Source organism: Aeromonas sp. MR19 (assembly GCF_963899305.1).
GTDB lineage: Bacteria > Pseudomonadota > Gammaproteobacteria > Enterobacterales > Aeromonadaceae > Aeromonas > Aeromonas bestiarum.
This window is the reverse complement of sequence record NZ_CAWQWZ010000043.1, coordinates 190,472-212,515: the sequence shown is the minus strand read 5'-3', so window position 1 is coordinate 212,515 and position 22,044 is coordinate 190,472. Positions and strand designations below refer to the sequence as shown.

Genomic DNA, 22,044 nt, shown 5'->3' with positions numbered 1-22,044 from the left:
TCATCCGCTTCCAACACGTACTCACCATGCCGTAGCCAGCTTAGCCGCCTGCACGCGGATCTATGCGGTAGTGGCCATCGGCAATCTGGTCAAGAGTCGCTGCTGCAGCTGAGGCTGCCAATACCATATAAAAAGGGGAGCCACTGGCTCCCCTTTTTCTCATGCTGATCTATCACCCATACACGATGTGGATCAGGATGCCGCCTTGCTGGCGTTCATCCTGGCCTTCACCATGCCGATCACCATGGGCAGCAGCGAGATGCCGATGATGCCGAAGATGAGCAGCGTAAAGTTCTGACGCACCACAGGCAGATTGCCAAAGAAGTGGCCGGCGTAGACGAACGAGAGCACCCACAACAGGCCGCCCACCAGGTTGAACACCAGGAAGCGCGGGTAGGTCATGGCGCCCATGCCCGCTACGAAGGGGGCAAAGGTACGCACGATCGGCAGGAAGCGGGTGATGATGATGGTCTTGCCGCCATGACGCGCATAGAAGGCATGAGTCTTGTCCAGATAGTCCCGACGGAAGATCTTGGAGTCCGGATTGCGGAACAGCTGCTCCCCGAAGAAGTGACCTATGGTGTAGTTGACCACGTTGCCGAGCACGGCGGCCACGATCAGCAGCCCAGCCAGGGTATGCACGTCCAGCACGCTGCCGACGGTGAGGGCTCCGGCCGCAAACAGCAGGGAGTCACCCGGCAGGAAGGGTGTCACTACCAGCCCGGTTTCACAGAAGATGATCAGAAACAGGATGGCGTAAACCCAGACACCATAGTTTTCGAACAGCTCTTTCAAATGCACGTCGACGTGCAGGATAAAGTCGATTGCAAACAGGATCAGATCCATTTTTTCATACTCATAAAGTGAACGGCGTGGAGTCTACGCCAATGCATCCAGGGTCACAATCTCCCTATTATGCTCTTTTTAATCAGTGGAAAACGAAATCCAATCGATTCCCTTTTTTACCTGAAAAAGATAAAAAACCGGCTCCTGTTCACCCCTGATTAAGAGGGGAACTGATTCAGTTTCGTTTATCCAGCGTCAGCCTGACGTGTTCAGGCAGGCATTTCTCCCAGCCCCACAGCAACACCAGCAGTAGAGTCACATCATCGAGCCAGCCGAGCAGGGGCACCACATCGGGGATAAGATCCACCGGGCTGATGCCATAGAGCAAAATGAGGATCACCAGCCCCTTGGCCCACCAGGGGGTGGCCGGATGGCGAAAGCCCAGATAGAGGCGACGCACGCGCCGCCAGATGAGCCAGCGTTTGCCCATCAGCTTTCGATCAACTCGTGGCGCAGCCGCTGGATCTGGTCTCGCAACGCGGCCGCCTGTTCGAACTCCAGATCCCGCGCATGCTGGAACATCTGCTCTTCCATCCGCTTGATCTCTTTGGCGATCTCGCTGGCGGAGCGGGCATGGTATTCCCCCTGCGGCTCGGCAGCCTTGCGACCGCCCCTGCCCGCCTTGCCCGCGCTGCGGCTGCCCCCCATGTCCATCACGTCCCCCACCGACTTGTTGAGCCCCTTGGGGGTAATGCCGTGTTCGAGGTTGTGGGCATGCTGCAGGGCGCGGCGGCGCTCCGTCTCCTCGATGGCCACCCTCATGGAATTGGTGATGGTATCCCCATAGAGAATGACCTTGCCGTTGAGGTTGCGGGCGGCGCGGCCGATGGTCTGGATCAGCGAGCGGGTGGAGCGCAGGAAGCCCTCCTTGTCCGCATCCAAAATAGCCACCAGGGAGACCTCCGGCATGTCTAGCCCTTCGCGCAACAGGTTGATGCCCACCAGCACGTCGAACTTGCCGAGGCGCAGATCGCGGATGATCTCCACCCGCTCGACGGTGTCGATGTCGGAGTGCAAATAACGCACCCGCACGTCGTGATCCGCCAGATACTCGGTCAAGTCCTCCGACATCCGTTTGGTGAGCGTGGTCACCAGCACCCGCTCCTCCACCGCGACCCGCAGCCGGATCTCGGAGAGCAGATCGTCCACCTGGGTGGTAACAGGCCGCACCTCGATCTCGGGATCGAGCAAGCCGGTGGGACGCACCACCTGCTGCACCAAGTCGCCACCGGACTTGTCCAGCTCGTAAGGGCCAGGGGTCGCCGAGACAAACACCGTCTGCGGCATCAGGGCCTCGAATTCATCAAACTTCAGCGGCCGGTTGTCGAGTGCCGAGGGCAGCCGGAAACCGTACTCCACCAGGGTCTCCTTGCGGGACCTGTCCCCTTTGAACATGGCGCCTATCTGCGGCACGGTAACGTGAGACTCGTCGATGATGAGCAGGCCATCCCCCGGCAGGTAGTCAAACAGGGTGGGCGGCGGCTCCCCCGGCGCCCGGCCCGAGAGATAGCGGCTGTAGTTCTCGATGCCGGAGCAGTAACCGAGCTCCTGCATCATCTCCATGTCGAACTGGGTGCGCTGGCTGATGCGCTGCTCTTCCACCAGCTTGTTGAGCGACAACAGTTGCTCCCGGCGGCTCCGCAACTCCTCCTTGATGTGTTCGATGGCGCCCAGTATGGTCTCGCGCGGGGTGGCGTAGTGGGTCTTGGGGTAGATGGTGTAGCGCACCACCGTCTGCTCGATGGCACCGGTCAGGGGATCGAACTGGGAGAGCCGCTCCACCTCCTCGTCAAACAGCTCCACCCGCAACGCCAGCTTGTCCGATTCGGCGGGATAGATGTCGATCACCTCCCCCCGCACCCGGAAGGTGCCGCGCTGAAACGCCATGTCGTTGCGGGTGTATTGCAGCTCGGCGAGGCGGCGCAGTATGTCCCGCTGGTTGATCAGGTCCCCGACTTTGAGGTGCAGCATCATGCTGAGATAGGCTTGGGGATCCCCCAGACCGTAGATGGCCGACACGGAGGCGACTATGATCACGTCCCGCCGCTCCAGCAGGGCCTTGGTGGCCGACAGCCGCATCTGTTCTATGTGATCGTTGATGGAGGCATCCTTCTCGATGAAGGTGTCCGTGGTCGGCACATAGGCCTCGGGCTGGTAGTAGTCGTAGTAGGAGACGAAATACTCCACCGAGTTGTCGGGGAAGAACTCCTTCATCTCGCCATAGAGCTGGGCCGCCAGCGTCTTGTTGGGGGCCAGTATCATGGTGGGACGGTTCAGGGTCGCGATCACGTTGGCCATGGTGAAGGTCTTGCCCGAGCCAGTCACCCCGAGCAGGGTCTGGTGGGCGAGGCCGGACTCTATGCCATCGAGCAGGCGGGCGATCGCCTCTGGCTGATCGCCCGCGGGTTCAAACTGGCTGGCCAACTGGAATAACTTGCTCATGACGACTCCCGGCAAAAAACGGCAAGGCAGAAGTGTACTCCGAGTTGGGGTGGCCTGGGTATCCACTCTCCTGCCCAAGCGGCTATTGACCTCGAAAAGCGAGCTCTGTATAGTGCCCCTCCTTGCCTGATGTTCCCCCGTAGTTCAGTCGGTAGAACGGCGGACTGTTAATCCGTATGTCACTGGTTCAAGTCCAGTCGGGGGAGCCAATTCCTCACCATCTCGGTGCAAGTTATCCACTTTAGTGCTTTCCTCTGCCAATTTTAATGCACAAGCCGCGCCCTGCGGTGACAACCTCTCATTGCTCCCTCTCCCGCCCCGACAGCGTTTTGTTCTGTCACGCCTAACTATTTGATTTTTATAGAAACATTTTTTTACCGGTATTTTTTGAACAGCCCTTGCGCCCCAGTATTGGCGCGGCCTGCAGGCTGATCGCCAAGTTTCACGCACAGGGTTATCCACAGATTCTGTGGGTAAGTCAGCCAAAGCCAGTCGCGGCCTAGCCTCGCAGGCCATCGCCGCCAGCGAGAGCCGATTTTCCTTGCCGCCCCCATTTTCTGCTGTTTTTGAGCTCCCCCCCGAATGGGTCGACAGGCCAGCGATCAGATACTTTTCCCAGATATCTTTTCGCCATCCCGTACGCCATGGGTCACCCCCTATCCGGTCCCCCAATACCCGTTTCCATTGCGGTCCATCGCCCCCAGTCAGATATGCTGAAAAAACGCCAAACCTGGCCGCCAAACAGCAGGGAATAAATTTTCAAGCTGGGTGCACGGGCCGGGATCACAGATAGCAGGAATCACTCATTGACAGCGGGGCAGACAGAGGGAAATAGAGGTTATTTTCCTGCCAGCCCCGAGGTTTCCCTCGACCATGGCGGCAGCGGAACGCTTTACTGCCGATTAATCCTCCTTTGACGCTTCTTTATTGGTGAGGGATCCGGCACAATATCGGCCCCACTTTTTTCCTCGGTTTTTCCGGGCATGACCATAGATTTCGTGACACTGCTACATCAAAGCGACTCCCTGCTGCTGTTCGTGGTACTGGCCTTCGGCCTGCTGCTGGGCAAAGTCAAACTCGGCAATTTCCAGATTGGCAACACCATAGGCGTGCTGTTTACCGCCCTGCTGTTCGGCCAGATGGGCTTCGAGTTCACCGCCACCACGGAGAACGTCGGCTTCATGCTGTTCATCTTCTGCGTGGGCATAGAGGCAGGACCGCACTTCTTCAGCGTCTTCCTGCGCGACGGCATCCACTACATCACCCTCACCCTGGTGATCCTGCTGACGGCGCTGCTGTTGACTGTGGGGCTGGCCAAGTTCTTCAACCTGGGACCAGGCATGGCCGCCGGCATATTGGCCGGTTCGCTGACCTCGACCCCGGCCTTGGTGGGGGCCCAGGATGCCCTGCGCAGCGGCCTGCTCAACCTGCCCCATGGTACCGACATGCAACCCGTGCTCGACAACATGGGGATCGGCTATGCCCTGACCTACCTGGTGGGTCTGGTGGGGCTGATGCTGGTGGTGCGCTACCTCCCCTCCCTGGCACGACTTGACCTCAACACAGAGGCCCAGAAGATAGCCCGCGAGCGGGGGCTGTCCGACAGCGAGAGCCGCAAGACCTATCTGCCCATCATCCGCGCCTACCGGGTCGGCCCGGAGCTCGCGGCCTGGATCGGGGGACGCACCCTGCGCGAGACCGGCATCTATCCCCACACAGGTTGCTATGTGGAGCGGATCCGCCGCAACGGCATACTGGCGAGCCCGGATGGCGACGCCGTCATCCAGGAGGGGGACGAGATCGCCCTGGTGGGTTATCCCGAGAGCCACGAGAAGCTCGACGTCAACTATCGCAACGGCAAGGAGGTGTTCGACCGCAACCTGCTTGACCTGCAGATAGTCACCGAAGAGATAGTGGTGAAGAACGATGCCGTAGTGGGCCGCCATCTGGTGGAGCTCAACCTCACCGAGAAGGGCTGCTTCCTCAACCGGGTGGTACGCTCCCAGATAGAGATGCCGTTCGATCGCAACATCATGCTGCAAAAGGGCGATGTGCTGCAGATCAGCGGCGAGAAGCAGCGGGTCAAGCTGCTGGCCAACAAGATAGGCTTCATCAGCATCCACAGCCAGACCACGGATCTGGTGGCCTTCACCACCTTCTTCGTGCTGGGCCTGCTGATAGGCTCTGTCTCCCTGGTGTTCGGCCAGCTCGAATTTGGTCTGGGCAACGCCGTCGGCCTGCTGCTGGCGGGGATCCTGATGGGCTACCTGAGAGCCAACCACCCCACGGTCGGCTATGTGCCACCGGGCGCCCTGCGTCTGGCCAAGGATCTGGGCCTCGCCGTCTTCATGGTAAGCACAGGCCTCAAGGCGGGCGGCGGCATTCTGGATCACCTGAGCCAGGTCGGTGCCGTGGTGCTCTTCTCCGGCATGCTGGTGACCACCTTGCCGGTGCTGGTGGGCTACCTGTTCGGGGTCTGGGTGCTGAAAATGAACCCGGCCCTGCTGCTGGGGGCCATCACGGGCGCCCGCACCTGTGCCCCGGCCATGGACGTGGTGAACGAGGCGGCCAACAGCTCCATCCCGGCGCTCGGCTATGCGGGCACCTATGCGGTGGCCAACGTCATGCTGACCCTGGCAGGCTCCTTCATCATCGGCTTCTGGTTCTAGCGCCGTATCGCACCGCAACAAGAAGGGAGCCATTATGGCTCCCTTCTTCATTTCACCCCCATCACCCGCACACAGCCTCGACCACTGCCTCCCCCTTCCTGACCCGGCCAATCCGATAGGGCCTATTGTGCTATTCGCCCTCGTTTATCAAACCCAATGAGCTAAAGCGCCCGCTGCATGCCGCTTACACTCAATGAAACACACGAGGGCATCGTCATGATACGGTTATGGATCCTTCTGATCTGGCTGCTGTGCGGCCCGCTTCAGGCCGCCACTGCACCGCAAGCCTCCCCCACAGAGAAGGCCGACCCCGAGCCAGCCTCGCTGGCATTCAGTACCGAAGAGCTGGCCACCCCCATGCTCGGCGACCTCGATGACATGCTGGCGCGGCGCACCCTGCGGGTGCTGACCACCTACAACAAGACCGGCTACTTCATCAACAAGGGGGTGCAAAGAGGCGTTACCTACGACGCCTTCATGCAATTGGAGAAACGGCTCAACGAACAGCTGCGCAAGGGAAAAAACCTCAAGCGCCACCTCAAGCTGCACATCGTCTTCATCCCGGTAGCCAGGGAGTCCCTGCTCAAGTCCCTCGTCGAGGGCAAGGGTGACATAGCCGCCGCCAACCTCACCATCACGGATCAGCGCAAGAAGCAGGGGGTGGAATTTACCGCGCCCCTGCTGGAAAACGTGCGGGAGCTGCTGATCTCGGGGCCAGCCTCCCCCAAGGTGGAGAGCGCCGCCGATCTGGGGGGCCAGACCCTCTACGTGCGCCCCTCTTCGAGCTACTTCGAGAGCCTGATCGCCTACAACCAGGCGCGCAAGGCGGCGGGTGAACCCCTCATCGATATCCAGCCGGCCCCGGAGGCGCTGGAAGATGAGGATCTGGTGGAGATGGTCAACGCCGGCCTGCTGCCCTTCATCGTCATGGACGAGCACAAGGCCCGCTTCTGGCAGAAGATCTTCCCCACCATCCGCATCCATGAAGACCCCGTGTTCCGGGAGGGAGGCATCATCGCCTGGGCGGTGCGCAAGGAGAGCCCCCAGCTGCTCGCCATGCTCAACGAGCAGATAGCCGCCCTGCGCGGCAAGGCGACGGGAGAGGCCATCCTGGCCCGTTATCTCAAGCAGAACAAGTTCGTCAAGAGCGCCGCCGCCGAGGCCGAGCGCAAGAAATTCCTGCAGGTGGTGGAGCTGTTTCGCCAGTATGGCGATCGCTATGATGTGGACTGGCTGCTGATGGCAGCCCAGGGTTATCAGGAGTCGGCGCTCAACCAGAAGGCGCGCAGCCACGTCGGCGCCATCGGCATCATGCAGATCATGCCCGCCACCGGCAAGGGGTTGAAGGTGGGCGATATCCGCCAGATCGAGCCCAACATCCACGGCGGCGCCAAATACATGCGCTGGATGATAGATCACTACTATGCGGACGAACCCATGACGGCCCTCGACAAGGCGCTGTTCTCGTTCGCCTCTTACAACGCCGGCCCCGCCCGGGTGGCGCGGCTGCGCACCGAGGCGAAGAAGCGGGGGCTGGATCCCAACGTCTGGTTTCACAACGTCGAGTACGTGGCGGCGGAGAAGATAGGCCCCGAAACCGTGACCTACGTGGGCAACATCTACAAGTACTACATCGCCTACAAGCTGGTGATGGAACAATTGCAGCTCAAGCAGCAGGCAACCGAAGCCATCAAGCAGCAGGGAAGCCGCGACGACAAGGTGTCCGCCACGCCATCAAAGGGATGAGCCACACCCGGCATCCGCTGGGCTCACCGCTTTCAGGCGGGGAGCCTAGCGCGTTTTTACCCTGCGGCAGGGTTCGCACATGCCCGCCATGGCCAAGCCCCTCACCCCATAGTGACCAGAATGAACACAATGACCACAACAGCCTTAATAGCCATTACGGCCAGATTGTTTTCCAGCCAGACATGATTAATTAACCTTCTTGCAACAATCACAAGGAGTACACCATGTTGCAAGGAACCCTCAAACGCACGTTGCTCTGCTGCCTGCTGGGCGCCAGCCTCGGCGCCCAGGCCAAGATAGACGAAATCCACTTCCTCATTCCGGGCGGTGCAGGCGGCGGCTGGGACAACACGGCCCGCGGCACCGGCGAGGCGCTGACCAAGTCCGGCCTCATCACCACCGCCTCCTACCAGAACATCTCGGCCGGCGGCGGCGCCAAGGCCATCGCCCACCTGATCGAGACCTCGGCCCAGTCCGACAAGACGCTGATGGTCAACTCCACCCCCATCATCGTCAAATCCCTCTCCAAGGAGCTTCCCCAATCCTTCCGGGATCTCACCCCGGTCGCCGCCATCATCGCCGATTATCAGGCGCTGGCCGTGCCGCTGGACTCTCCCTACCAGAACTGGCCCCAGCTGCTGGCCGCCTATGAGGCCAACCCCGCCAAGGTGAAGATAGCCGGCGGCTCAGCCCGTGGCAGCCTGGATCACCTGGTGGCGGCCATGACCTTCAAGAATGCCGGGGCGGATGCCAGCAAGCTGCGTTACGTGGCCTATGACGCCGGCGGCAGCGCCATGGCGGCTGTGCTGTCAGGGGAAACCCAGGTGCTCTCCACCGGCTTTGGCGAGGCGATGGAGGCGGTCAAGTCCGGCCAGATGCGGATCCTCGGCATGACGGCCCCGACGCGCATGCCGGATGCCAGCGAGATCCCCACCTTCAGCGAGCAGGGCAACCCGACTGTCTTTGCCAACTGGCGCGGCTATTTTGCCTCCCCCGCCGTCAGCGCCGAAAAATCCGCCGAATTCGCCGCCCTGCTCAAGCAGATGTATGACAAGCCGGAGTGGGAAACGGTCCGGGCCCGCAACAGCTGGACCAATCTCTACCAGGCCGGTCCCGAGTTCACCGCCTTCCTCAACCAGCAGGAGCAGCAGATTGGCGGCCTGATGCGCGAGCTCGGCTTCATCAAGTGATCCCTCAACCTGTGGCGGGCCAGCCCCGCCCAACGGAGTCATCGTCATGCACCTGACCAAGGAGCGACTCGGGGGGCTGCTGTTTTTGCTGCTCTCCCTCGCCTACGGCTATCACGCCACCCTGATCCCCGGCTATCCCGGGGACGAATATGAACCCTTTACCGCCAGCACCCTGCCCTATGCCCTGGCCGGCGTCGGCGCCCTGCTCTCCCTGCTGCTGATCTGCTTTCCGGGCGGGGAGCGGCTGCAGCGTGAAACGGGCAACTGGCGACTGGTCTTTGCCCTGCTGCTGTTGATGCTGGTTTATGGAGTGGCCCTCGGCTGGCTCGGCTTTGTCATCGCCACCACCTTGTTCCTCATCGGCGGGATCCGCTTGATGGGCGAGCAGAGTCTCGCCTTCGCCTGCAAGGTGAGCCTGCCCTTCACCCTCATCTTCTGGGCCCTGCTCACCAAGGGGCTCAACGTCTACCTCGAGCCAGGCCGGCTATTCACGCAACTGCTGGGATAAGGAGAATTCATGTTAGACGGCATTTTGCAAGGACTGGGCACCGCCATGCTGCCCATCAACATCTTCATGGTGATCGTCGGCTGCTTCGTCGGCACCTTCATCGGCATGCTGCCGGGCCTCGGGCCGGTCACCGCCATCGCCCTGATGATCCCCATCACCTACGGGCTGGACCCGGCCTCCGGCATCATCCTGATGGCCGGGGTCTATTACGGATCCATGTTTGGGGGCTCCACCTCCTCCATCCTGATCAACACGCCGGGCTGCTCGGCCAGCATGATCACCGCCATCGACGGCTATCCGCTGGCATGCAAGGGGCAGGCAGGCAAGGCGCTGGCCATCGCCGCCTACGCCTCCTTCACCGGCGGCACCCTGTCTGCCATCTTCCTGATGGTGGCGGCTCCCCTGCTCGCCAAGGTCTCCCTCTCCTTCCAGTCGGCGGACTACTTCGCCCTCATGGTGCTGGGGCTCTCCGCGGTGGCGGCCTTTGCCGGCAAGGGCCAGGTGCTCAAGGCGCTGATCATGGCACTGTTCGGCATCATGATCTCCACCGTCGGCATCGACCGCAGCGTCGGGGTGGACAGGTTCACCTTTGGCCTGCCGGACTTGCGCGATGGCTTCTCCTTCCTGCTGTTGGCCATGGCCACCTTCGCCCTGGCGGAGATCCTGATGACGGTGCTGCGCCCGGGCAAGGACACCAGCAAGGAAGAGGCGAGCAAGATCCAGCAGCTCGGCTCCCTCAAACTGAGCAAGGCCGAGGTCAAAGAGATAGCGCCGCCCATAGTGCGCTCCTCTGTGCTGGGCTTTCTCATCGGCGTGCTGCCGGGAGCCGGCGCCACCATCGCCTCCTTCATGGCCTATGGCGCCGAGCGCAATTTCGCCAGCAAGCGCAGGCAGGAGGCCTTCGGCAAGGGCAGCCTGACCGGCATAGCCGCACCGGAGGCGGCCAACAACGCAGCCTCCAGCGGTGCCTTCGTGCCCCTGCTGACCCTGGGGATCCCGGGCTCGGGCACCACGGCGCTGATGCTGGGGGCCCTCATCGCCTACGGTATCCAGCCGGGCCCGCGCCTGTTCATGGAGCACCCGGATGTGTTCTGGTCGGTGATCATCTCCATGTATCTGGGCAACGTGGTACTGCTGATCCTCAACCTGCCGCTCATTCCCTATCTGGCCAAGATACTGCAGGTGCCGCGCCCCGTGCTCATCCCCATGGTATTGCTGTTCTCGCTGATCGGGGTCTACCTGGTCTCTTTCAACACCATGGACATCTATGTGATGGCGCTGGTGGCGCTGATCGCCATCGGGCTGCGCCTGCTGGACTTCCCCATGGCTCCCATGCTGCTCGGTTTCATTCTGGGGGGCATGCTGGAGGACAACCTGCGCCGGGCCCTGGTGATCAACGACGGCTCCCTGAGCTTCCTGTGGGAGCGGCCCATCACCCTCGGCTTCACCCTGGTGACCCTGGTGATGCTGCTGTTGCCGGTCTGGCAGTGGTGGCAGGCCCGCCGCACACCGGCCACCACGCTGCAATCCGATCCGAGTTGAGTTCGCGGATCTCATAAAGCAAAAGAGCGCCAACAGGCGCTCTTTTTATTTGCAAACAAGATAGGTGGCTATCCCATTCAGGGCTGGCGATAACGCCGCTCCGGCCGCCCGACAGTGCCATATTCCAGCTCCGGGCTCGCCAGCTGCTGACCCACCAGAAACTCCAGATAGCGGCGCGCCGTGGTGCGGCTCACCCCCACCCGGTTGCCTATCTCCTCGGCGCTGGCCCCGACGCCGGTCAATGCCGCCAGCACCCGTTGCAGGGTGAGCGCGTCTATCCCCTTGGGCAGGCCAGCGGCCGCCACCTGCTGCAACGGTGTACCGAGCAGGGTATCCACCGCCTGCTGATCGATGTCGGCAAGGGCCGCCAGGGCGGCGCGGCTCTCGGCATAGTTGCCCAGGGTATCGCGCAGTCGCTCGAACACCACGGGTTTGAGGATGAAATCCACCACCCCGAGCCGCATCGCCTCCTGCAGGGCACTCGCCTCCCGCGCGGCAGTGAGCAGGATCACATCCAGGCTGGCCCCGGCCTGGCGCAATTCACGCAAGAGGGAAAACCCTTCGCCATCCGGCAGCCACACATCCAGCAGCACCAGATCGGGTCTGAGGATGTCTATCTGCTCTCTGGCATCGAACAGGGTGAGCGCCACTCCCAGCACCTCGAACCCCGCCAGCCGCTGCACGAAGCGACGGTGGATCTCGGCGATGGCCGGATCATCTTCGACGATCAGGATCTTGATCACTCACACCTCCTTGGGAATGTAACAGACGACGCAACTGCCCTGCGCCGTGGCTTCGATGGTGATGGTCCCCTGCAAGGCATCCAGGGTCTTGCGCACCAGGGAGAGGCCGATGCCGTGATCCGGCTCCGTCTTGCTGCTGACCCCGCGCTCGAACAACCTGTCCGCCAGGGCGGGATCTATGCCGCCCGCCCCGTCTTCCACCTCCAGGATGAGATCCTGGCCGAGATCGCTCAGGGCCACCCGCACCGGCTGGTAGGGCGCGCCGTGACGACGGGTGGCCTCGAAGGCATTGTCGATGAGATTGCCCAGCACTGTCACCAGCTGGGAACCGCTGACGCGAAGGGGGATGTCGTGCAGATGAGAGTCTGGGTCCACCACCAGTACCAGCCCCAGCTCGTGGGCCCTGTGATACTTGCCAAGCAGCAGGCCCGCCACCTTGGGCTTGGCGATGGCCCCCATCAGGAAGCTGAGCAGGGTCTGCTCGGTGGCGGCCTCCCGTCCGATGAAGGCGAGCGCCTCCCGGGTGGCACCGAGTTCGATCAGGCCGGCTATGGTGCCGAGCTGGTTGTTGTGTTCATGGGTCTGTACCCGCAGCAGGTCGCTGTAAGCCTGCACCTGGGAGAGCTGGGCGCTGAGCTCGGCCAGCTCGTCCTTGCGGCGAAAGCTCGACACGGCGCCGATCAGCTTGCCGTCTCGCACCAGCGGCAGCCGGTTGACGATGAGCTGCTGGCCGTTGAGCACTATCTCCTCATCAAACTGGGGACGGGGATCCTGAATGAGGGAGAGCATGCGGCTCTCCGGCAGCAAGCGGGTGACGGGCTGACCTATGGCCGCCCTCGCCGCCTGCTCGTCAAGACGCAGCAGGCGGATACCGTTGGGGTTGAGAGAGGTGAGCCGCCCCTGTTCATCTATGGTGAGGATCCCCTCACGCACGGTGCGCAGGGTGCAATCCAGCTCCGCATAGAGACGCCCGATCTGCTCGGGCTCGAACCCCAGCAGGGCGCGCTTGTAGCGCCGTGCCAGCCAGGCCGCCGCACCGCTGTTGAGCAAGACGATGAGCAGAGTCATCGCAAGGCCAAAACGCAGGAAACCCTGCAGATCCGCATCTATGTCGCGTACCAGATAACCGACCGACACCACGCCAATCACCTGTCCCATCTCGTTGCGGATCGGCCCCTTGCCGCGTACCGAGACCCCGAGCGATCCCTGGGCACGGGAAATATAGGCTTCTCCTTGCAGGGCACGCCTGGGATCATCCCCCACCATGAGCTGGCCGATGCGATCCGCATTGGGGTGCACCAGCCGCCGTGCCTCGCTGTCACCGATGACGATGTAACTGGCGCCGACCTCGGCGCGGATCCGCTCCACCAGCAGGTTGAGCCTGGCGGTATCGCCGCGCTTCACCCCGGCGATGACACCGGGTTCACGGGCCACCAGCCGCGCCACGTCGAGGGCCTGATCCCCCACCTCGCGGTAGCGTTGCTCGGAGACGTAGTAGTAGCTGGCCCCGCTCAGCAACACCAGTTGCAGCAAACTGACCAGACAGAGCATGAGCAGGAAGCGTCCTTGCAACCCGAGTCTCATGCCTCTTTGTCACCTCGCAACAGGTCGAGCAGCAGGCTGCCGTCGCGCAGGGCCTTGTGCACCTGCACCGAGGTGGGCTTGGTGGGATCTTCGTAGAAGTGGGTGGATTCGATTTGCAGCCGCACCAGGTATTCGGCCGGCAACTGGCTGGCCAGGGACTGGTGCAGCATGGGGAACAGCAGCCGATCGGCACGGGTTATTTCCCCCCCCAGCAGCAGCTTGCCCGGATTGAGCAGGCAGATGAGGTTGGAGAGCACCCGGGAGAGACGACCGGCCGCCTGATGGAGAATGTCCTGGCACAGGCTGTTGCCGGCCAGCGCCAGCTCGCACAACTCGCGGATGGTGACGCTCTCGGGCAGATCATGCTCCTGCATGCGCTCGCGCAGATCCCGGTATTGCGCCTCCAGCGCCTGATTGGTCACTAGTGTGCAGGCGCAGCCAAAGCCGCCGCAGTAGCAACGCTGGCCATAGGGTTCGAGCTGCAGGTGGCTGAGATCGCCGAGCAGGGCCGACTCGCTCTCGATGAGCTGGCCATTGACCACCATGCCGACCCCTATGTCGTTGTGCACAAATACCAGCACAGCATCGGCGCAGTTTTTGGCCGCACCCCACTCCCGCTCGGCCTGGATCCAGGTACGCACGTCGCCACTGACCAGCACGGGCACCGCAAACGCCTCCTGCAGGGTGGGGCCAAGGGGCCAGTTGCGCAGATCATAGAAGGGGAAGTGCTTGACCATGCCGGAGTGGCGCTCCACCTGCCCCGGCAGGCAGAGGGCGATGCAGGCAAGGCGCAGCGCCTTCTTGGGCAAAAAGCCCTCGATGGCGCGCACCAGGCTGGCCAGCAGGTCGGCACGCTCGGCCTCGCTGAAGGTGTGGCGATGACGGGCGAGGGAGCGACCGGCCAGATCGAACAGGGCCATGTCCACATAGCCACGGCCCAGACGCATGGAGAGAAACTGGAAGCGGCGCTCGTTGATGCGCAGCAGGGTCTGACGGCGACCACGGCCCACCGAGCTCTCGCCACAGGTCACCACCAGACCGCCATCGAGCAGTTCACGGGTGATCTTGGTGATGCTGGCCGGGGAGAGGCCGGTCAAACGGGACAGATCGGTACGGGACAGCTCCTTGTGCTCCTCCAGGCTGGCGTAGACCAGGCCATAGTTGAGCTGACGGATCAAATCGATACTGCCTTTCACGATCTCATTCATAGGATATGGGTTAACGAAAAGAGCGGATGGTGACAATTTTCCCACATTCTCCGCCAATCCCCAAATTTGCCGTCTGGAAATCACGTCCAGACGGCAAAAATGCGATCAGTAGCGGAATTGGGAGACGAGTTTGCGCAATTTGTCACCCGTGCTGGCCAGATCGCGGGTGGTGCTGTTGGACTCCACAGCCGCGTCGGTCAGCTCGCTGACGATCTGCTGTATGGCCACCAGGTTCTTGTTGATCTCCTCGGAGACCGCATGCTGCTCCTCGGCCGCCGTCGCTATCTGTATGTTCATGTCGTTGATGGTGCTGACCGCCATCACCATGCTGTCGAGGGAGGTGGCGATGTGGCTCGCCTCCTGTACCGTCTCCTGGCTGCGCTCCTCGCTGGCCTGCATCACGTCTACCGCCTGTTTGACGCCGCTTTGCAGCCGCTGCAGCATCTCGTTGATCTCCTTGGTACTCTGCTGGGTGCGGCCCGCCAGGGAGCGCACCTCGTCCGCCACCACCGCAAAGCCGCGCCCCTGCTCGCCGGCCCGGGCCGCCTCGATGGCGGCGTTGAGCGCCAGCAGGTTGGTCTGTTCGGCGATGCCGCGAATGACCTCGACCACGGATCCTATCTTGCCGGTCTCCTGCGCCAGCTGCTCGATGACACCGGAGGCGGTATGCACCTCGCCCACCAGCCGGTTGATGCTGTTGATGGCGCTGCCCACCACGCCACGGGCGGCATCGGACTCGCGCGCCGCGTCACTGGTGGCGGTGGCCGCATTGGAGGCACTGGCCGCCACTTCCTGGGCGGTGGAGCTCATCTCGGTCACGGCGGTGACCACCTGATCCGTCTCCCGACTGTGGCCATGCATCTGATGGTCATAGTGCTCGCTCAGGTGGTGCAGCTTCTCCACCGCACTGAAGAGGTGATTGCTGGTCTCTCCCACCTGACTCACCACCGACTGGATCCGCTCGACGAAGCGGTTGAAGGCGGTGGCCAGCTGGCCAATCTCGTCATGACTCTGCACCTTGAGGCGCTGGGTCAGATCCCCCTCTCCGTCGGCTATGTCGTTGAGGGCCGACACCGCATCCGCCAGCGGCCGGGTGACCCGATTGCCGATCACCACAGTCACCGCCAGGGTGATCCCCAGGATCACCAGAATGAGCAGCACGCTGCTCTGCAGGGAGTCGTGCATGTTGCTCTCACGCTCGGTGCGTAGCGCCGCCAGTTCGTTGTCGATGTCATCGATGTAAAAACCCGTGCCTATGATCCACTGATACTTGTCGAGCACCAGGTTGAAGGAGAGCTTGGGCGCATCCCGCCCGATGGAAGGCTTGGCGGTCCAGTACTCGGAGAAACCATCCCCCTGGCGCGCCGCCTTGACGATCTCCTGGATCAGCAGCTTGCCCTTGGCATCCTTGTCCTGCCAACGGTTCTTGCCCTCCATCTCGGGGCGGGTCGGCAGCAATACCGTATTGCCCTGGAAGTCATAGACGAAGAAGTAGCCGTCGCTGCTGTAGCGCAATGGTCGCAGGATCTCGGTGACCTGCTTGCGCGCTTCCGGGGTGTCTGGCTGGTTGTAGGCCGTGTCGACGGCCGTCTTGGCGAGCATCAGGTAGCTGCTGAGCAACGCCTTGCGCTCCTTGATCGCATTCTCCCGCGCCGCCACCAGATCGGCTTCCAAATCGCTCTTGGAAATCATGTAGTTGCTGAGGTTGACCACCAGGGCCATCAGGAGCACGGGGATGGCTCCCAGCAACAGAATTTTCTGCTTTAGCGTCATCATTCACATCCTTGCAGCTGTTTTTATTGGTGTTCCGTTCCTACCCAACCAGTATAGGGCGCTGGTCGGCGGGGACCCGCTTTCGCTACAATCTCCGCACCTTTATCTATCGACCCTGATGGCCCGACACATGAACAAATGTCCTTGCGGTTCAACTCTTTCTCTCGAACTGTGCTGTGGATCACTGCACCAGGGGACCGAGGCGCAGACCCCGGAGCAGCTGATGCGCTCCCGTTACAGCGCCTTCGTGCTGGGGCTGGGCGACTATCTGGTGCACAGCTGGCACCCTGATCACCTGGGGGGATTGACCGCGGATCAGCTATCTCAAACCGACACCCGCTGGGACGGGCTGGAGATCCTCGCCGCCCAAGGCGGCCCCGCTGACGAGACCGGCATGGTGGAGTTCAAGGCCTGGTTCAAGGAGGGGGATGAGCGCCACTGCCTGCATGAGCGCTCCCGCTTCGTGCGTTATCAGGGACGCTGGGTCTACACAGATGGCGAGCAGGATCCGGCACCGCTGCAGGCAGGGCGCAACGACCCCTGCCCCTGTGGCAGCGGCAAGAAGTTCAAGAAATGCTGTGGCTGAACCAGTCTCATGCCAAGAGAGGGGACCCTGGTGGCCCCTTCTCTGTTATGGGAGTGTGACCAGAGTCACGATTTGCTCATTAGCTTGCGCACCAATGAGCGTTTACGAGCATTAATTTGGCCCATATCAAACATTTTCGGCCAGAGAGGCGCCACACTGGCGTCATCTGGAAGAGATGAGACGGGCAAGAATGAAAAGAATAACCACACAAGTCGTCATCATAGGGGGTGGCGCCACCGGAGCCGGCATCATGCGCGATTGCGCACTGCGCGGCATCGACTGCATCCTGCTGGAGCGGGATGACATCGCCGCCGGCACCACGGGCCGCAACCACGGCCTGCTCCACTCGGGCGCCCGCTATGCGGTGACGGATCCGGAATCCGCCCGCGAGTGCATTCAGGAGAACCGCATCCTCAAGCGGATCGCCAGCCACTGCGTCGAGGACACGGGCGGCCTCTTCGTCACCCTGCCGGAAGATGACATCAATTTTCAAAGCACCTTCATGGACGCCTGCGCCCTGGCGGGTATCGACGCCCGCCAGCTGGATCCGGCCGATGCGCTGCGCCTCGAGCCCAACGTCAACCCGGCGCTGATCGGTGCCATTCAAGTGCCGGACGGCACTGTCGATCCCTTCCGCCTCGCCGCCGCCAACGTGCTGGATGCGAAAGAACATGGCGCGCGCATCTTCACCCACAGCAAGGTGCTGGGGCTGCTGCGCAATCAGGACAGAGTTCATGGCGTCAAGGCCATCAACACCCGCACCGGCGAGGCGTTCGAGGTGGAGTGTCAGGAGGTGATCAATGCCGCCGGCATCTGGGGCCAGCAGATCTGCGAGTACGCCGATCTCGGCATCCGCATGTTCCCGGCCAAGGGCTCGTTGCTCATCATGGATTACCGCATCAACCAGATGGTGCTCAACCGCGCTCGCAAACCGGCGGACGCGGACATTCTGGTGCCGGGCGATACCATCTCCCTCATAGGCACCACCTCGAGCCGCATCGACTACCACAAGATTGACCAGCTCACCGTGGATCCGGACGAGGTGGAAGTGCTGCTGCGCGAGGGGATCAAGTTAGCCCCCATCATGGCGCGCACCCGTCTGCTGCGCGCCTACGCCGGGGTTCGACCCCTGGTGGCGGTGGATGGCGACGACACCGGCCGCAACATCAGCCGCGGCATAGTCCTGCTCGATCACAGCGATCGTGACGGCCTGCAGGGCTTCAACACCATCACAGGCGGCAAGCTGATGACCTATCGGCTGATGGCCGAGTGGGCCACCGACCTCATCGCCAAGAAGATAGGCAACACCAAACCGTGCCGCACCGCCGAGCTGAGCCTGCCCGGCTCGCGGGATCCGGAGAAGGTCTCCGCCCCCGGTCTGTCGGCCCCGGCAGAAGGCTCGGCCCAGTATCGCCACGGCGAGCGGGTCATCGCCTTCTTTCGTGACAACCCCAAGGCCAACGCCCTCATCTGCGAATGCGAGATGGTGACGGCCGGCGAAATCGAGTACGCCCTGCGCGAGCTGGACGTGGACAATCTGGTGGATCTGCGCCGCCGCACCCGTCTGGGCATGGGTCCCTGTCAGGGTGAGCTGTGCGCCTACCGGGCCGCCGGCCTGATGCAGGAGTACGGCAAGGCCGATGGCCGCCAGGCCTGCGTCATGCTGCGCCAGTTCCTGGAGGAGCGCTACAAGGGCACCCGTCCCGTGCTGTGGGGCGATGCCCTGCGCGAGGCGGAGTTTACCTACTGGATCTACGAAGGGCTGTTTGGTCTGGGAGAGTGGACGGCGCCCCACCTGGTGGCCGAGCCCCCCTTTCCCCTCGACCCCGTGACCAGGACAGAAGACCACAGCCAGGCCCCATTGACTCAAGGAGTGCAGTCATGAAATTTGACAGTATCGTGATAGGTGGCGGCATGGCGGGCCTCTCGGCGGCGCTGCGCCTCGCCGAAGCGGGTCAGAAGACGCTGCTGATGGCCTCGGGCCAGAGCGCCTTGCACTTCTCCTCCGGCTCCATCGATCTGCTGGAGAGCGACGGAGATCCCCGCGCCGCCCTGCCCGCCTTCATGGCCGAGCACCCGGATCACCCCTACAGCAAGGTAGGCCTGACCAACATAGAGGCGAGCCTCGCCGATCTGCAGCGCCACTGCCATGAGCAGGGGCTGCCCCTGTTTCGCCAGGAGACCAACCACCAGCGGCTGACCCCCATAGGCACCCTGAAATCCACCTGGCTGTCGCCCCATACCTGCGCCTGCCAGACAGATACGCCCGCCCCCGATGCCATACTGCTGGCTACTCTGGAAGGGTTTCGCGACTTTCACCCGGCGCTCGCGGCTGCCAACCTGGCGACCCATCCGCGCTTCGCTCACTGCCGCATCATGACGGGTGAAATTCGCCTGCCCCAGCTCGCCGAATTCAGCCGCAATCCCCACGAGTTTCGCTCCGCCGACATAGCCCGCCTGTTTGACAAGCAAAAGGGCGACCAGCCCGATCTGCTGGCCGATCTGGCCCGCGAGATCTGCCGCATGGTGCATGAGAGCAGCGATCCCGGTTGCCGCCATGTGGTGTTGCCCGCCTGCCTGTCGCTGGGGCTGGTCGGCCCCCGCCTGGCGGAGCTGGAAAAACGCACCGGCTGCACCATCAAGGAGGTGGCCACCATGCCGCCCTCACTCATCGGCATGCGGATGCAGGAGGCGCTCAAGCGCCGCTTCCTGGCTCTTGGCGGCACCTTCCTCACCAGCGAACGGGTGCTGGGCGCCCGCTATGAGGGAGACAGAGTGATAGGCGTGCACAGCCAGAACGGCGACGATCAGCTGTTCGAGGCGGACCACTTCGTGCTCGCCTCCGGCAGCTTCTTCAGCCGCGGGCTGGAATCCCGGCTGCGCGGCATTCGCGAACCCATCTTCAACGCCGACGTGCTGAGCCTGGAGGAGCGCGATGCCTGGGCCGGTCGCCGCCTGTTCGACCACCACCCCTTCATGGGCTTCGGGGTCAAGACGGACGACAAGCTGCGGGTGATGCGCGGCGGCAAGCCGCTTACCAACCTCTATGGGGCGGGCAGTGTGCTGGCGCACTATGACCCCATCAAAGAGGGCTCAGGCTCCGGGGTGGCGGTTGCCACCGGCTGGCAAGCCGCCGGCCATATTCTGGCAGGGGTGTGAGATGCCCACCCTGCATTTCCTGACTGTGGGCAGCCTGCTGCCCGCTCGACAATCCCATTGCCGCGTCCCTTGCGCTTTCAATCCGGCCCGGGAGGAGTAAATCATGCTACTGGATCACGCCAACCAAACCTTCGATCAGTGCATCAAATGCACCGTCTGCACCGCCTACTGCCCGGTGGCCAAGGCCAATCCCGCCTACCCGGGCCCGAAACAGGCCGGTCCCGATGGGGAGCGGCTGCGCATCAAGAGCCCCGAGCTGTTCGACAGCGCCCTCAAGTACTGCACCAACTGCAAGCGCTGTGAAGTGGCCTGCCCAAGCGGGGTCCGCATCGGCGACATCATCGCCAAGGCCAAGCACAAATACAGCGACTTCAAGCCCGGGATCCGCGAATTCGTGCTCTCCCATACCGACCTCATGGGCGGCATGTCCACCCTGATGGCGCCCGTGGTCAACTTCACCACAGGGCTCAAGCCGATGAAGCTGGTGCTGGACAAGGCGCTGGGGGTCTCCTCCCACCGCGACCTGCCCAAGTATTCGCAAGGCACCTTCCGCGGCTGGTACAAGAAGCAGAAAGCCAGCCAGGCCCAATATGAGCGCCAGATAGCCTATTTCCACGGCTGTTACGTCAACTACAACCACCCGCAGCTCGGCAAGGAGCTGATGCAGGTGCTCAACGCCATGAACATAGGCATGCAACTGCTGGAGCGGGAGAAGTGCTGCGGCGTGCCGCTCATCGCCAACGGCTTCATGGACAAGGCCAAACAGCAGGCGGCCTTCAACATCAAGCAGCTGGAGAACACCCTGCTCGGCAACGAGATGCCGCTCCTGGCCACCTCCTCCACCTGCGGTTTTACCCTGCGGGACGAATACCCCCACCTGCTGGAGCAGGACAACCACAAGGTGCGGGATCGCATCTCGCTGGTCACCCGCTTCCTGTGGAACGAGTTCTACCGGGGCAACAAGCCGGCCATGAAGCCGCTGGATCTGCACATCGCCTATCACACCCCCTGCCACATGGAGAAAATGGGCGGCGTCATCTACACCCTCGAGCTGCTGCGCGCCATTCCCGGGGTCAAGGTGACGGTACTGGAGTCCCAGTGCTGCGGCATCGCCGGCACCTACGGCTTCAAGTCGGAGAACTACGAGACCAGCCAGGCCATAGGCGAAGGGCTGTTTGATCAGATAAACCACCTCAAGCCTGATCTGGTCATCACGGACTGCGAGACCTGCAAGTGGCAAATAGAAATGAGTACGCCGTTCCGCTGTGAACACCCGATCCACCTGCTGGCCCAGGCGCTGGCATAAGGGACCACAGTGGCAGCTGGATATAAAGATGAGCACTCCGACTCCCCGCTGTGAGCATCCCATCCACCTGCTGGCCCAGGCGCTGGCATAAGAGATCACAGCGGCAGATGGATATAGAGATGAGCACTCCAATTCCCCGCTGTGAACACCCCATCCACCTGCTGGCCCAGGCGCTGGCATAAGAGATCACAGCAGCAGATGGATATAGAGATGAGCACACCTGCTGGCAAAAGCGCTGATCCGATAACGCCATCACCCACAAATAGATAAAGAGAGCCGGCAATCGCCGGCTCTCTTTATTCCCCGTATCCATCGAGGGGCTGGGTGATCAGGCTCGGATCACCCAGCATGGAAACGGGTGATGACAAGGGCGCTCACCATGATTGAATCCGCTGGTTCAGCCCTTGTTTTGCCTCTCTTTGGCGCCATCAAGATTGAGTATTTATGCAAATTTACTTTTATATCCCGAAATAGATAGACCACCCCCTACCCCGCAGCACATTCCTTGCAGGACAAGGCTTGCCGCCCCCACTCACCGGCAAATGACAATAGTGTCGGTTAACTGTGGTCCAATAAGTTGAGTTTCCTCATAATTTAACCGGGATCTCATTTCCGGCACTTGCCTCCCCCGGCAATTGATCTAGCGCAAGCCCCACCTCGATAAATCATCATTCATTTTACCCATTTGGTAATATCCAGCCCGAGCAATCGCATAATTACATGGGTTTTATTCACTAATAAC

At 62.1% G+C, this 22,044-nt stretch carries 16 protein-coding genes and 1 tRNA gene; 10 read left to right on the top strand and 7 right to left on the bottom strand.

Features of this window, described 5'->3' with window-relative positions; genetic code table 11:
* Positions 1 to 192: 192 nt before the first annotated feature.
* The 3 genes from AACQ95_RS16845 to uvrB form a co-directional block, all read right to left on the bottom strand.
* Positions 193 to 846 carry a DedA family protein gene (locus AACQ95_RS16845; protein WP_241279129.1) on the bottom strand — a complete coding sequence of 218 codons (654 nt, stop codon included), beginning with the start codon at positions 844 to 846 and terminating at the stop codon, positions 193 to 195.
* A 175-nt stretch (positions 847 to 1,021) separates the two neighbouring features.
* Complete coding sequence (locus AACQ95_RS16840) at positions 1,022 to 1,279, bottom strand: YkvA family protein (protein WP_241279156.1); 258 nt, start codon at positions 1,277 to 1,279, stop codon at positions 1,022 to 1,024.
* Positions 1,276 to 3,288 carry an excinuclease ABC subunit UvrB gene (gene uvrB / locus AACQ95_RS16835; RefSeq protein ID WP_241279128.1) on the bottom strand — a complete coding sequence of 671 codons (2,013 nt, stop codon included), beginning with the start codon at positions 3,286 to 3,288 and terminating at the stop codon, positions 1,276 to 1,278. The genes AACQ95_RS16840 and uvrB overlap by 4 nt, the downstream gene beginning before the upstream one ends.
* A gap of 133 nt (positions 3,289 to 3,421) precedes the next feature.
* Here uvrB and AACQ95_RS16830 point away from each other — a divergent pair.
* From AACQ95_RS16830 to AACQ95_RS16805, 6 genes are all read left to right on the top strand, one after another.
* Positions 3,422 to 3,497 (top strand) — tRNA-Asn (locus AACQ95_RS16830).
* A 774-nt stretch (positions 3,498 to 4,271) separates the two neighbouring features.
* Entirely contained in the window at positions 4,272 to 5,957 is a 1,686-nt protein-coding gene (locus tag AACQ95_RS16825; RefSeq protein WP_042869981.1) for an aspartate:alanine antiporter, read from the top strand.
* Between the two features lie 216 nt (positions 5,958 to 6,173).
* Positions 6,174 to 7,703, top strand: coding sequence for a lytic transglycosylase F (locus AACQ95_RS16820; RefSeq protein ID WP_241279127.1), 1,530 nt, complete (start codon positions 6,174 to 6,176; stop codon positions 7,701 to 7,703).
* 224 nt (positions 7,704 to 7,927) lie between these two features.
* On the top strand, positions 7,928 to 8,893 hold the full coding sequence (locus AACQ95_RS16815) for a tripartite tricarboxylate transporter substrate binding protein (protein WP_241279126.1): 966 nt from the start codon (positions 7,928 to 7,930) through the stop codon (positions 8,891 to 8,893).
* Positions 8,894 to 8,939: 46 nt separating this feature from the next.
* Entirely contained in the window at positions 8,940 to 9,401 is a 462-nt protein-coding gene (locus AACQ95_RS16810; RefSeq protein ID WP_042869974.1) for a tripartite tricarboxylate transporter TctB family protein, read from the top strand.
* A gap of 9 nt (positions 9,402 to 9,410) precedes the next feature.
* Positions 9,411 to 10,943, top strand: a complete 1,533-nt coding sequence (locus tag AACQ95_RS16805; protein WP_241279125.1) for a tripartite tricarboxylate transporter permease — start codon at positions 9,411 to 9,413, stop codon at positions 10,941 to 10,943.
* Between the two features lie 77 nt (positions 10,944 to 11,020).
* Here the strand turns inward: AACQ95_RS16805 and AACQ95_RS16800 are convergent, their stop codons facing one another.
* The 4 genes from AACQ95_RS16800 to AACQ95_RS16785 form a co-directional block, all read right to left on the bottom strand.
* Positions 11,021 to 11,686, bottom strand: coding sequence for a response regulator (locus AACQ95_RS16800; RefSeq protein WP_241279124.1), 666 nt, complete (start codon positions 11,684 to 11,686; stop codon positions 11,021 to 11,023).
* Positions 11,687 to 13,270, bottom strand: coding sequence for an ATP-binding protein (locus tag AACQ95_RS16795; RefSeq protein ID WP_241279123.1), 1,584 nt, complete (start codon positions 13,268 to 13,270; stop codon positions 11,687 to 11,689).
* Positions 13,267 to 14,478: an ROK family transcriptional regulator gene (locus tag AACQ95_RS16790; protein ID WP_043138976.1), complete on the bottom strand. Its 1,212-nt coding sequence runs from the start codon at positions 14,476 to 14,478 to the stop codon at positions 13,267 to 13,269. The genes AACQ95_RS16795 and AACQ95_RS16790 overlap by 4 nt, the downstream gene beginning before the upstream one ends.
* Before the next feature lie 105 nt (positions 14,479 to 14,583).
* Entirely contained in the window at positions 14,584 to 16,251 is a 1,668-nt protein-coding gene (locus AACQ95_RS16785) for a methyl-accepting chemotaxis protein (protein ID WP_241279122.1), read from the bottom strand.
* A gap of 130 nt (positions 16,252 to 16,381) precedes the next feature.
* Between AACQ95_RS16785 and AACQ95_RS16780 the strand changes: the two genes are divergently transcribed.
* From AACQ95_RS16780 to glpC, 4 genes are all read left to right on the top strand, one after another.
* Positions 16,382 to 16,837, top strand: a complete 456-nt coding sequence (locus AACQ95_RS16780; protein WP_241279121.1) for a YchJ family protein — start codon at positions 16,382 to 16,384, stop codon at positions 16,835 to 16,837.
* Between the two features lie 190 nt (positions 16,838 to 17,027).
* Positions 17,028 to 18,722: an anaerobic glycerol-3-phosphate dehydrogenase subunit A gene (gene glpA, locus AACQ95_RS16775; RefSeq protein ID WP_241279120.1), complete on the top strand. Its 1,695-nt coding sequence runs from the start codon at positions 17,028 to 17,030 to the stop codon at positions 18,720 to 18,722.
* On the top strand, positions 18,719 to 19,996 hold the full coding sequence (gene glpB, locus AACQ95_RS16770) for a glycerol-3-phosphate dehydrogenase subunit GlpB (RefSeq protein ID WP_241279119.1): 1,278 nt from the start codon (positions 18,719 to 18,721) through the stop codon (positions 19,994 to 19,996). Before glpA ends, glpB begins: the two co-directional genes overlap by 4 nt.
* Positions 19,997 to 20,099: 103 nt before the next feature.
* Positions 20,100 to 21,302: an anaerobic glycerol-3-phosphate dehydrogenase subunit GlpC gene (gene glpC / locus AACQ95_RS16765; RefSeq protein WP_241279118.1), complete on the top strand. Its 1,203-nt coding sequence runs from the start codon at positions 20,100 to 20,102 to the stop codon at positions 21,300 to 21,302.
* The last annotated feature ends 742 nt before the right edge of the window (positions 21,303 to 22,044 follow it).